Here is a 13,521-nt window from a genome sequence, read left to right as displayed (position 1 = left end):
TAATACGGAATTAAAAATAAATATGAATACGATTATAACGAAACGCTATGGTAGGTCATCCACGAAGCTGGGGCTTGCTTTGGCTTTGACACTATCACTTTTTGGACAAGTGTCGGCACAGCAGGTTTGGAGTCCTGACAATGGTAATGGTACATTCACCAATCCGTTGTTTTGGGGCGATTGGCCCGATCCTGATGTGATCCGTGTAGGGGACGATTTTTACATGATCTCGACGAGTATGCATTATGTACCCGGAGCTCCGATAGTGAAGTCGAAGGATTTGGTGAACTGGGAAATGGTAGGCTATGCTGTGGATCATTATGATGAAGATCCGCGCTACAATATGGAAGGCGGTACATTGTATTTGAATGGTTCATGGGCGGCAACATTGAAACATCATAATGGAAAATTCTATGCTGGATTCTGTACGCCATATGGTTGGGGGCGGGAAAAAGGTAATTTTTCCATCTGCGAGGCCGATAAACCTGAAGGTCCCTGGAAGCGGACAATCTTTCCTGAATACCTCTATGACCCGGGATTGTTCTTTGATGATAATGGTAAAGTCTATGTGGTACATGGTCAAGGTACATTATACCTAACAGAGCTGAATGCGGATGTTAAATCTGTCAAAAGTGATAAAGTCAAAATTTGGCAAGGCAGCTTCAAGAATGCGAACGAACTTGGTGGTCATTTTGGAATGGAAGGAGCGCATATGTACAAGATCAATGGCAAGTACTATATCACTTGTCCGGCAGGTGGAACACAAGGCTGGCAGATCTGCTTGCGCTCCGATAATATCTATGGACCTTATGAGCATAAATTGATTCTGAATGATAACAGTTCTTATCCTGACAACGGTTTACATCAGGGCGGTATGGTACAGCTGAAAAACGGGGACTGGTGGTTTATTATTATGCAGGATCGTGGTGCCATAGGTCGGGTCCCTCATCTTTTACCTGTAAAATGGGAGGATGGATGGCCTATGCTGGGAACCGGTAACAAGGACGTGATTACTTACAAGAAACCCAATGTCGGAAAAACTTACCCGATAAAAACTCCGGCTACGACTGATGAGTTCAATGGGACAAAGCTGGGACTGCAATGGCAATGGAATCATAACCCGGACAATAGCAAATGGTCACTTCAAGAACGTAAGGGATATATGCGCTTGCATGCATCCCGTGCGGATTCTTTAAAGACGGCCCGTAATACCTTAACACAGCGGGTGCAGGGACCAAGTTCAGAAGGTACTGTTGAAATCGATCTGACGGGATTAAAAAATGGCAACGTGGCTGGCTTCGGCATCTTTGAATTTCCGTATGCTTTCGTTGCGGTAGAACAGATAGAAGGCAAGCGAAGAATCATCATGAGCAATGATGACAAGATTATTGAAATCAAAGAGAATTTAGCTGGTGATAAACTATGGGTGCGGGCACGCATTACTGATAGGGGTGGCATTGCGAAATTTTATTATAGTACTGATGGTGAAAACTTTTATGTCATTGGAAATGATTTAACGATGCAACTAGGCTTACCTTGGACAGCAAACCGTTTTGCATTGTTTAATTATAGCAAAACATCGGAAGGGGTAGACGGTTATGCTGACTTTAACTGGTTTAGGTTTACCAATAAGTAAAACGATGCCTACGGTATAATAAATGTTAGTTAAGAGAGCCTAGTATTATTCAGCGATACTGGGCTCTTTTTCTTTACAGTATTGCTAATTACGATGACTTTAAGTAAGTTTAAGGAAAGAGCCACAATAAATAAATTATGTTGATCATTGATAAGCAGACCTTAACGGATTTAAATGTTACCAACAACAGGTACAGGGATATGATTGATTTTTTCGATTGTACAGTTACACAAGGTGGACGCGATATGTTGTATAGTTATTTTCTTGAACCCCTCTCCTCCAAATGGGAGATAGAAAATAGACAGCATTTGATTTGTTTCATGCAGGGCTTGGAAATTTCAGATCTATTGGATAAGTATATGATGCAGGATCTTGAGCAATATTTGTCTCTGCCGCAAGAACCCTATTCTGCTTCTCGATCGACCTATTATCTGGAAATGGTATCAACTAATTTTCTCTCCTTGGATTTTAAAAAACGTGAGATACTTATTAAGCGATCTATTCACGAAATAGCAAAGATCACGGATGGTCTTGCTATTTTTCTAGAATCTGCAAAATTAGCGGATTATACATTAAATGTGCTCAAAGAATATGGTAATCATGTTGAACGTGTTTTCGAAGGTATAGATCGGGACGAGTTTACACAGCTATTGAAAAACAAATTTTCAACGGAGCTAATGATTAAATACGATTATATTTTCAGAAACATAAAACGAAATGCAATTCGTGAAATCTTCAATCTTGTATATCACTTGGACGCCTTGTCCAGTGTGGCAAAATGCAGCAAAGGGAAAGAGCTTGTTTTTCCTCAGATTGACGAACAAATAACCGGATCAGATATAATCACCATACGTGGAGCTTATAATTTATTTATTGAAGATGCCATTAAAAATGATGTCGATATTAAAAAAGAAAATAACCTCTGGTATCTGACGGGAGCAAATATGACGGGCAAATCTACCTTGTTGAAGACAATTGGAAGCTGTGTATATCTAGCACATCTTGGTTTTCCGGTTCCAGCGGATGCGATGAAGACTGTACTTTTTGATGGAATATCGGCGACGATAAATTTAGGTGATAATATAAATGTAGGTGCAAGTCACTTTTTTAATGAGGTATTACGGGTTAAACATTTGGCGGAGTTATTAGCATCCGGTAAGCAAATGTTTGTGCTGATGGATGAGTTATTTAAGGGGACAAACCACAGTGACGCGAGTGAAGCAACCCTGGAGTTAGTTAACTGTTTGAAAGGATATAAGAGCAGTGTATTCTTATTGTCTTCACATATTACAGAAATTTGCCCCATACTGCATAAAGATGGTATTGCGCTGAAATATTTGGGGGTCCAGTTGGATGAACAGGAGGGAATTATCTTTACATACCGACTTTTGGATGGCGTTGCCGAAGAAAAGTTAGGCATGTGGTTATTGCGCAAAGAACGGGTATTTGAGATTTTATTCCCAAGATACACTAGGGTATGATAGGTTTAATACGTCTTAATATTAAGTCGTTTTTTATTATGAAAAACCTGTGTCAATTTATTCAGTGCTAAATTTATGTTTAGATTTATTTTAACAATCCTCGTTATATCTTGTGTTACAGCAGTGCAAGGTCAGAAATTGCAATTGGAAAGTCCAAATAAGGTTCTATCGGCCGAGGTTGATGTCGCTTCGGGTAACAATACGATACATTTATCTTCAGCCTCCCAAACGTTGACGGACATCAAGATCTTAGATTTTGACTGGACCGAAAATATCGTTCAAGGTAACTGGCAGCTGATAAAGAGCGACAGAAAGGTCGTGCGTCAGACATGGAAGCCTCTTTTTGGTGAACGTAACAATATCAAAGACAACTATAATCAGCTGGAGTTACAATTACAGTCTAGCGGAAACCATAAAAAAATGCGTCTCTATTTAAGGCTTTATGATGAAGGAATCGCATTAAAATATGGATTTGACAAAAATGACTTTTTTGGATCAACCATTAAATCCGAATCTACGGCTTTCCAGTTTGATAGCGATGCTACAACCTGGATTGCGGGAGCAGCACAAAGTGCTTATATAAAAACTACATTGAGCCAGCTGAAGGGAGAATTTGAAAGACCTTTGGTGGTTAATCCGGCGCCGCAATTATTTATGGCGATAGGTGAGGCTGCTTTGGTTGATTTTGCACGCATGAAGTTTACTTATAAGACTGACGCGAAAAGTTATATCGTTCAATCTGCATTGTCTGGACCTGTAGCGCTTGATAAAGCAACCTATGAAAGTCCGTGGCGCTACGTGATGGTTGGAAAGACAGCGGGAGAATTGGTGGAGAATAACTATTTCATCCTCAATTTAAATAAGCCCGATGAGATAGCAGATGGCTCCTGGATAAAACCAGGTAAAGTATTACGTGAAGTGACATTAACGACAGCTGGCGGTATTGCTGCAGTGGACTTCGCAGCACGTAACCAGATTGACTATGTCGAGTTCGATGCGGGATGGTATGGTCCAGAAGAGTCTACTGCGTCGGATGCGTCTCGTGTAGATGTTGATCCCGCACGTTCTAAGGGCCCCTTAGATCTACACGATATCATTGATTATGCAAATAAGAAAAATATAGGCATTTTACTTTATGTGAATAAAAAAGCTTTGGAGACACAATTGGACCAAATCTTACCGATCTACCAGAAATGGGGCGTCAAGGGGCTTAAATTTGGTTTTGTCAACGTCGGTAGTCAACAGGCAACAGCCTGGTTACACCAGGCGATCCGTAAGGCTGCCCAATATAAGTTGATGGTAGACGTACACGATGAATACCGACCTACCGGGTATTCGCGGACTTTTCCCAATCTCATTACGCAAGAAGGTATCCGTGGCGATGAAGAATCACCGAGCACTGAGCAAAGTCTGATCACGATGTTTACACGTGCTATTGCTGGCGCTGGAGATTATACCAACTGTTATCATGCTGTTCGCGTAAATACCAAAATGGGGGGAAAGGCTGCCCAAATGGCCAAAGCCGTTATGTTGTACAGTCCATGGCAGTTTATCTATTGGTACGATCGCCCGGCAGATGCGCCACATAAGGCGGGTGGAGCCGGAGGAGAGCACGAAACGCTGATCAATGAATCCGAAAACGCAGTAGAATTCTATCGTAGCCTTCCTGTCACATGGGATGAAACTAAAGTACTAAAATCGGCTATTGGTGAATGTGGTATTATTGCCCGTCGCTCGGGTAATCGCTGGTATATTGCGATGCTTGGGGCAAAGGTAAAACAGGATATCAAAATTGATCTTTCCTTTCTTGGAACACCTGATCGTTTCAAAGCGCAGTTGTGGAGTCAAGATGAGCATGGGCTGGCTAAAAATACGGTCGATAGAGCGGAATTTGCATTAAAAAACAATACATTCAATCTGACACTTGAACCTGATGCGGGTGCAGTATTGATACTGGATAAAATAAAGTAAAAGCTTACAACCTTAACAATTCAAAACAGCTGTGGACTTCTTTATTCGCAGCTGTTTTTGTTTAACTACGCTCATTTTTAATGCTAACATCGTGGTTGGAGCCAGATGACAATAATGAAACACCTGCAAATAAAACACCGATAATGGTCAAATTTGACCTAGTTGTGTCGCGGGCATATTTGAAACTTTACATAAAAATAAATTGGATTTGATTTTTCCTATGGCCTTAGTTATGTAATGAAGCAGATAACACAACATTTTGATCAATTATTTAAAGAATATCACCAGCGGTCATTTCTATTCGCGAAATCTTTTGTCCATATTGATGCGGTAGCCGAAGATATTACCGCCGACGCATTATTGGCAACTTGGGAAAAGATGCAAGAGGAGACCCTGTTGTCTCCTAGGTGTTTTCTTTTGAGAGTTATAAAAAATAAGGCGCTGGATTATCTGAAACACCAGCGGATCCATCGGCAATTGATAGAACCTCTAGATAATTGGGATGAGTGGGAATTGCAGCTTCGTATAGACAGCTTAAACGAAATCAATGAAGAGCGGGTTTTCCTCCAGGAAATTAAGACAATAACACAACAGACACTCGATGCAATGCCCTTAAAGACGCGGGCCGTGTTCGAGCTGAGTCGACAGCAATATATCAGTGGTAAAGATATCGCCCAGCAACTGGGGATTTCGCTTAAAGGTGTGGAGTATCATATCACAAAAGTACTCAAGGTATTGACCATTAATCTTAAAGATTATATGGTTGCTTCTTAGTAATTTAGATGCTATAAATTTTGACTGAAATAAGATGCGCGATCCGGGGATAGATAAAATAATATTGGGCACTGCTGGCTTGGGTGGTGTTTGGGGAGCCGTACAACCCGAGGAGTCCATTCAAGCTATACATGAGGCTTTATCTTGTGGAATCTGTGCATTAGATACGGCCCCGGCTTACGGCGATGCGGAATACTTTGTGGGACAGGCTTTATCGCAATGGAAAGGTACAAAACCTGCTATTAGTACAAAAGTAGGACGATTAAAAAGTTATGTCGCAACCGAAGCTCGGTATGATTATACGACCATTGGTATGCAGCGAAGTGTAGAGGGGAGTTTAAAGACATTGGGGCTGGCGCAGGTAGATGTGCTGTTTCTGCATGAAGCTGCTGTCTTGACGGCTGAAATTGCGGGGCGAGTAGTCTCGGATATGCAGTGTTTTAAGGAGCAAGGGGTGGCCAAAAAAATTGGAATAGGGGGGAACCCTCCAAACTGGTTTATGCCATACTTGATCGAAGGACAATTCGATGTGATTATGGAATACAATACGTTAAACGCATGTCACATAGAAGCACTTCATAGCTCCATACCGATCTGTGAGGAGAAGAGAATGGAATACTATGCCGCGAGCCCGCTAAATATGGGGCTATTGGGACGTAAATTTCAAGATTTTTCTCTGGTAGTGCCCGAGTGGTTGGATGTGCTGACGGTTGAACAGGCAAGACGAATACAGACTATTGCGGAACGATATAACCTATCGCTGGATGTATTGGCTTTACGATTTTTATTGAATATTGATGCTTCCTTTAAAATGGTCATAGGTGCCGCTAATCAGCGCGAACTGCATGGTTCCCTCAATGCAATCAACCAAGGCATATTGCCTATAGATATTTATAACGAAATCCTCCAAACGTTTAATGATAATAGATGAATAGTATAGATCTGGAAACCTTTAATATCCAAAAAATCAGCATTCGGGTCCTGGCACCCGTCGCAACAATAACTCCTTTCCAGGACGCAACCATGGGGCCTTTTCCGAACTTTGGACTATCGATCATCCGTATCGAAGATGCCGAGGGATTTGTAGGTGAAGCACCCGTGTATAATAGTTATACCAATATTTTGGAGACCTGTCTATTTCCGATATTATTCCATTGCGAAGGTATGACCTATCAAGAATTTTTTCCTAAGCTGTATTGGTCCATTCGAAATGAAGGCTTCAAAGGTGCAGCATCGGCGCTATTAGGGCAAGTCGATATGGCCTTACATGATCTGGCTGCTAAACGACGTGGACTGCCTTTGTACCGCTATATTGGTGGAGATCGCAACACCGTGAAGATTTATGGAAGTGGCGGCGGAACCAATTATACGTTGCAAGAATTGGAAAAGGAAGTCGCACTCTTTTTGGATGCTGGAGTGGACTGCTACAAGATGAAAATCGGAAAAGATTTTGGGACAAATATAGCTGCCGATATTGACCGTGTGAAACATGTACGTAAACTATCGGGAAAAGATATGCAGATCGCTGTGGATGTCAATCAGATCTGGTCTTGTGAAGATGTGTTTAGATTTCTGGATGCCATTGGTGAAAATGAGTTGGCCTGGCTCGAGGAACCTATACATTCTGCGGCATATGATCAGATTGAAGAGCTTTGTAAGCGCACAGCCGTTCCGGTTGCTTATGGTGAATCCGAGCGCACATCGAAGATATTTCCCATGCTTGCCAACTGTGGAGTAAAACACTTACAGCCTGTTCCGACACAGTTCGGCGGGATAAAGGAATGGATGGAAGTACGAGATTTATGTTCCAATCGCAATTTGCAACTTTCTTCTGGTGGTTATTCTTTATATTCGAGCTTTTTAATGACTACGGCCAGTGAAAGTGGGATGATCGAGTATTTATATGCGTTGATGTATGGTTTAGAAAAGTATTTCTTGATTAAACCATCTTTGGAAAAAGGACATTTTCATTTGCCCGAATCTGAAGGACTACCTGTCCGGATCAATTGGGAGTATTGTTTGAACGAAAATAAAATAATAAGAGAACAAGTCTGGTTAAAAGCAGATGTTCCTGGATATAATCCGCTGGTGAGTATGTAATGCAGTAAAAACAAACCTGATCATGAACTTAACATTTAATTATATTGACTATTTAGTTTTAATAGCATACGCGTTGGTTCTTTTGTATGTAGGGTTTCGTTTTTCTAGGAGAGAGAAGAATCAGCAGGATATATTTCTAGGTGGACGTTCTCTGAAATGGTGGCAGATTGGTTTTTCCATTTTTGGTGCCAATGCAGGACCCACGATGTTAATCGGATTTGCAAGTATTGGTTTTTCCCATGGGATAGTCGCCAGCAACTTCGAATTGTTGGCTTGGATTTTTCTGATGCTGTTGGCGATGGTGTTCTTGCCCTATTATCTGAAAGCCAAGATTAGTACAATTCCCCAGTTTCTATTGATTCGCTTCGGTAAAAAATCATACAATTTTCTGATCGTTTATAGCCTTATTTCCATTTTGGTTGTTTGGCTGGGGAGTGCCTTGTATGCCGGAGGATTGCTTATTTCAGGGATATTTGGTTGTCAGTTGTTTACAGCGATCTTAATAATCGGTGCCATCGCAACCAGTTTTACGGCAATTGGAGGATTGAAGGCTGTGGTTCGTACCGGGGTTTTCCAGTCTGTAATTATTATTATATCGTCGATTATACTGACCTTCTTAGGCTTTCAAAAGATCGGCCAGCTCGATACGTTGATCAGTCAGACACCAGCGTCGTATTGGAAGTTATTTTTGCCAGCTTCCAATCCCGAATACTCGTGGGTAGGTATTGTTTTGGGATACCCTGTAGTGGCCATATATTATTGGTGCGCCGATCAGACGATCGTACAGAAGGTGCTGGCTGCGAAAGATCTAAAAGAAGGCCAATATGGTGCCTTATTTATTGGGGCACTTAAGATTATTATGCCGATTATATTTATTCTCCCCGGTATCATGTGCTTTGTATTGTTCAAAGATACCGCACCGGATAATGCCTATATTACGATGATCAAACAATTGATGCCTCACGGTCTACTGGGATTAAGTATTGCAGCATTGATTGCATCGCTAGTGGATACAGTATCCTCAAGTTTAAACTCATTCTGTACAGTGTTTACATTGGATGTTGTCCAGCAGTTTAAAATACTGGACAGTAATCAGCAAAGGCGTATGGGGAAATGGGTGACTGTCCTAGTTGCATTGGTAGGTATTGCGATAGCGATGTTGTTCTCTTATTCGGGAAAAGGATTTTTTGACCTCACACAGGGTTTAGTTTCGATTCTTGCTCCACCATTGGCGGTGGTCTTTCTGTGGGGAGTCATCTGGCGCGGAATCAATAGTACGGCCGCAGAGGTTGTGCTATATGGTGGCGGTTTGATCTGTTTGGTACTGGGTATTTGCCATGTAATGAATTATCCTTATCAAGGGTACTGGCCTCATTTTTTAATGCTTTCTTTTTATATTTTTGTAGCCTTGAGTGTGGTCATTGTCGCCGTGTCTTTCTTGACCAAATCCAAGGAGCATTCGGAAATACCGACCCTGTTTGATCGAACGCGCAGTCGCGAGTCTGGTCAATCCCGATCAGTTTGGCTGACCTGGGCTGGATTGGCGATCGTCATGATCATGATCTATATTTATTTTAATTGAGGTCATCCATCAATAATTTCATCAGTCAATGATTGAGCATAGCGTGGGATGATTCATTAGCATATACTTCATTTAGTGAAAAATTAAACGAAAATAAAGATGAAATTGCTTGTTCGCCTGCTAATATTATGTAGTTCGGTGCTATTTGTGATGTGTAAAGGGGAGAAAGCACCCTCCCATTTACCAGATTATGAAGAGCATGTATTTGTGGTCAGTATTGTAGACAATCCAGAAAAACTAAAGGAATACCTGGCCTATCACGATCGGGTATGGCCTGAGGTTGAGGCTGGGTTTAAAAAAGCAGGTTATCAGCAGATTGCATTGTATCGGTTTGATAAATTAATTGTTATGACGGTTAGGGTTCCGGCAGGAGCAGATCTCGATAAAATGGGTAAAGAAGCTGAGGCTTACAGTCCAAAATGTGCAGAATGGAATGCACGTATGAATACCTACCAACAAGGTGTGAGTGGAACGGTAGCAGGACAAAAATGGGCAGAGACGAAGCTTTTTTATGAATTTAAACACAAATAGCTTCAGGTGTCCGATACTGCTTTAGAAAGTCCCGGGGCGAACTGCCTTTTACGTCTTTAAAATGCTTATTGAAATTGGAAATATTATTGTAACCGCTTTTGAAACAGGTTTCTGTAATATTGTATTTTCCTTCCATCAATAATTTGGCTGCATGCCCAATACGGATTTCCTTGATAAAATCCACCAAGGTTCTATTGGTCTGCATTTTGAAGAACCGGCAGAAAGCAGATGAAGACATGGGAACAATAGAAGCGACATCCTGTAATGTAATATCCTCCCTAAAATGTTTAAATATGTAATCGAAAACTCGGTTGATCCGATTAGCATCTGTGGAATTTTCAATGATATTGAAGGATGGTGAAGATAAAGTCTTATAAGAGCTTGACAAGGCTAATTTATCCAATAGTTGTAGCATCAATACCGCGCGGGACAGTCCTGAGGCGACCAACATATCATCGAGAATATCTTTCGCCTGCCTAACTATAGGCCCAGAAAATAGCACTCCTTTTGCAGCATTAATAAACAACTGATTCAGAAGAATTGCTTCTGGTTTGGTCAGCAGATCCTTCCCTAGAAAATCAGGATAAAAGTGAACTATGGAGGCTTTAGCCGATCTATCCTTATCGATTGTATTGTAATATTGCCAGCAATGCGGAAGATAGCTTCCTAACAATACCAGTTCGTCACCTTCAAAATCCTCAATGTGATCGCCTATAAACCGTTTTCCCATACAGTTTTCCAGTAAGACAATCTCAAAGTTGAGATGCGACTTTAAAGAAGTGTATTTTTTGATCTCCAGTTCTTCACTGCGAACCGTAAAAGATTGATCCGGCGGGAAAGTAAAGTTTTCATAAATATGCTGCATCATAGGACAATATTTGTTAAAAAGTCAATGTATTTTAGCAACCGGTTGCATAAGTTAGTTAAAGATAAGAAAAAAAATATGAAAGTGTAAAATTTGAAAATCTTGCTTGTAAAATATTTAATGCAAAAAAACATTACAATAGAGCAAATTATTGGTGGTTATCCCTATTTATTATATTGAAATTTATTCCTGCTATCAATTATGACGAATAGAGATGCATAATAATCAAGTTCGCCTTAGTGGATGTGGGAACCGACAGAGTGTAATTTAGTGTTAAAGTGGTAAAAGTTGGGCCGTGTATACGGTCCAACTCTTCTGTTAAGATTGAAAGAAAAGTAAAAATAATATACGGATGAAAAAAATAGTAGGAAGTTTTCTACTCTGTGCGTTAGCGCTAAATAGTTTTTCGCAAGACTGGCTCCCTCAAAAGCGGGATAAAAATGTGCTGTTCAGATTGCTGGATTGCCAATATGAAGGAGCAAAATTGGCTAATAGTTCGACAATAGGAGGGCGCTCGGATAATTGGGATGTCAAGCAGGAGATTTTGCAAAAGAAGGGAACGAATGAGGTGACTTACCGATTTACCTTTAAGGCGAAAAGAGCGATGAAGGATGTAGGGGTAGCTGTCGCTTTTGATGCTTATAACTGGTCGAGTGATAATTTTGTGATGATCCCCGCGGTTGTTTATAATGGCAATCGCCAACGGATTGTCAACCGGGAATATGCGACTGGTCTCGACAAAACAGATTATTATAGAAAAGATTTGGCGCTAACCTCCAATCCAATCCCACAGCTTTCACCAGAATATGGTGCAAAATCACAATTGGAAGTGAATATCAGTAATACAAGTACCCCTTTGATGGCCTACTTGGACCGAAAACAGCATAAGGGTGTATTCCTGTTTACCGATCAGGGAATAACCTGGAAAAATGAGGTGAAAGACCATGCATTGATTGTTGAAGAAAGTGAGGATCGGAGTGTCGCTAGTTTTGTTGTCAGTGCGCCAGGTGTACGGTCGCGTAAACCTGAATTTATCGGTTTTAGCGAAAGCCCGGATCGGGGAATATCAGTTGCCCAAGGTGATGAATTGCAGATTCGCGTTACACGATTAGAATTTCAGTCCACAGATGTACCGTATTTGTACACTCGATTTATGCAAGAACGAAAATTGCATATCAAGGAAGCTACCCCTCGCAATTTAATGCCGATGAGCGAGGTTTTTACACGCATGGCAAAAAATATTGATGAACGCTATTATGCAAAAGACGGTGTTGGATTTTATTGCCCAGAGAATGCGGATTGGATGTCCTATGGCTGGGTGGGTGGATTGATCAATACTTATCCTATGCTGGCTTTAGGGGATACAGCACATTTCAATCGTGTAAGCCATACATTTAATTTTGCTTTGCCACAGGGCCGCGGAGCAAGCGGATACTATTATGATGTGCTTGGCGCAGACAGTCAGGTTATCTACCGGGACGGGGCAAAATTAAATCCGGGTATCGGCTTAACACGTAAAAATGCCGATGTGCTTTATTGGATGGTCAAGCAGTTTATGCTCTTGAAAAAGCAGGGGAAATCTTCGCTCATTACCAAAACATGGGAAAATGAAGTCAAACAACTTGCCGATGCTTTCGTGAAAACCTGGCAAGAAGAGGGGACGTGGGGCAATTACTTAGCGATCGAATCGGGTAAAATCGCCGCCTATAATACAACAGGTGGCGCAATGGCCGTTGCTGGGTTAACCTTGGCCGCTTCTTATTTTCATAACGATCAGTACCTCGCCGTAGCAAAAGATGCTGCGAAAAAATATTACGACAATTTTGCGTTGGTTGGTTTCACATCCGGTGCTTGTGGGGATATTCTCCAAAATGCCGATTCGGAAACTGCAATTGCATTGACGACTTCGTTGATGACGCTTTTTGAGCAAACTGGCAAACGCGAATACTTGGATCAGGCCAAAAACCTAGCGAATTATACCGCGTCCTGGACAGTATCTTTTCCTTATCAGCTACCTGAAAATACTGCTTTGGCAAAATTGGGTGCTAATCTTACAGGGGCGGTTTGGGCGAGCACACAAAACAAACATGGTGCCCCAGGGTTTTGTACGCAATCTGGCGACGTACTGTTCAAGCTTTTCCGTGAAACTGGAACGAGCTTATATGCCGGTTTGATACGTGATGTAATCCATGCACATGCCGAAGGCATACAACCCAATGGTAAGATCACCGAACGTTTGACCTATTGTGATGCCGATAGCAGGGGATCACGTGGTGATGGCGGTAAAACAGGCTGGAACGAAACAAATGGTGCTTTAATGGCACTTGAAATACCTGGCCTTTATGTTCGTAAGGATAAGGCAACAGCCTATGCCTTTGACCATATCCTAGTTAAAACTGTCAAGAAAACTAGCCAGGGACTCTCTTTAACACTTCATAATCCAACGGCTTATGATGCAAATGTTAGCATATTGGCTGAGGATGCGGCTGAAGCTGCTCGACCTTTGGGAGAAAATGCCTTTTTGGATTGGAATAAAAAGGTCAATATTAAAGCTGGAGATACAGTTGTAGTTACGCTTTAG

At 41.4% G+C, this 13,521-nt stretch carries 10 protein-coding genes; 9 read left to right on the top strand and 1 reads right to left on the bottom strand.

Annotated features, from left to right (window positions below; genetic code table 11):
- Positions 1–22: 22 nt before the first annotated feature.
- The 8 genes from M2419_RS03160 to M2419_RS03125 all read left to right on the top strand — a co-directional run bounded on the left by M2419_RS03160 (position 23) and on the right by M2419_RS03125 (position 10,075).
- Positions 23–1,636, top strand: a complete 1,614-nt coding sequence (locus tag M2419_RS03160; protein WP_153847131.1) for a glycoside hydrolase 43 family protein — start codon at positions 23–25, stop codon at positions 1,634–1,636.
- Between the two features lie 137 nt (positions 1,637–1,773).
- Positions 1,774–3,117, top strand: coding sequence for a MutS-related protein (locus M2419_RS03155; protein WP_259254212.1), 1,344 nt, complete (start codon positions 1,774–1,776; stop codon positions 3,115–3,117).
- 75 nt (positions 3,118–3,192) lie between these two features.
- Positions 3,193–5,088: a glycoside hydrolase family 97 protein gene (locus M2419_RS03150; RefSeq protein ID WP_153847129.1), complete on the top strand. Its 1,896-nt coding sequence runs from the start codon at positions 3,193–3,195 to the stop codon at positions 5,086–5,088.
- 237 nt (positions 5,089–5,325) lie between these two features.
- Positions 5,326–5,862, top strand: coding sequence for an RNA polymerase sigma-70 factor (locus M2419_RS03145; RefSeq protein ID WP_153847128.1), 537 nt, complete (start codon positions 5,326–5,328; stop codon positions 5,860–5,862).
- Between the two features lie 34 nt (positions 5,863–5,896).
- Positions 5,897–6,793: an aldo/keto reductase gene (locus tag M2419_RS03140; protein WP_259254211.1), complete on the top strand. Its 897-nt coding sequence runs from the start codon at positions 5,897–5,899 to the stop codon at positions 6,791–6,793.
- Positions 6,790–7,962 (top strand): enolase C-terminal domain-like protein, encoded by a 1,173-nt coding sequence (locus tag M2419_RS03135; RefSeq protein WP_153847126.1) that lies wholly within the window; start codon positions 6,790–6,792, stop codon positions 7,960–7,962. Before M2419_RS03140 ends, M2419_RS03135 begins: the two co-directional genes overlap by 4 nt.
- Before the next feature lie 22 nt (positions 7,963–7,984).
- Positions 7,985–9,544, top strand: coding sequence for a sodium:solute symporter family transporter (locus M2419_RS03130; RefSeq protein WP_153847125.1), 1,560 nt, complete (start codon positions 7,985–7,987; stop codon positions 9,542–9,544).
- A gap of 99 nt (positions 9,545–9,643) precedes the next feature.
- The gene (locus M2419_RS03125) at positions 9,644–10,075 is read left to right on the top strand and encodes an L-rhamnose mutarotase (RefSeq protein WP_259254210.1); all 432 of its coding nucleotides are present in this window, start codon (positions 9,644–9,646) and stop codon (positions 10,073–10,075) included.
- Here M2419_RS03125 and M2419_RS03120 read toward each other — a convergent pair.
- Positions 10,062–10,943: an AraC family transcriptional regulator gene (locus M2419_RS03120; RefSeq protein ID WP_153847123.1), complete on the bottom strand. Its 882-nt coding sequence runs from the start codon at positions 10,941–10,943 to the stop codon at positions 10,062–10,064. The two genes, M2419_RS03125 and M2419_RS03120, sit on opposite strands and share 14 nt — an antisense overlap.
- A 349-nt stretch (positions 10,944–11,292) precedes the next feature.
- Here M2419_RS03120 and M2419_RS03115 point away from each other — a divergent pair, with 349 nt between their 5' ends.
- A complete protein-coding gene (locus M2419_RS03115; RefSeq protein WP_259254208.1) occupies positions 11,293–13,521 on the top strand; it encodes a hypothetical protein in 2,229 nt (742 codons plus the stop codon).

It is taken from the genome of Sphingobacterium sp. BIGb0116, from assembly GCF_024808035.1.
GTDB classification, from domain to species: Bacteria; Bacteroidota; Bacteroidia; order Sphingobacteriales; family Sphingobacteriaceae; genus Sphingobacterium; species Sphingobacterium paramultivorum.
Note: the sequence above shows the minus strand (reverse complement) of the source record. Positions and strands in the feature narration are given on the sequence as shown.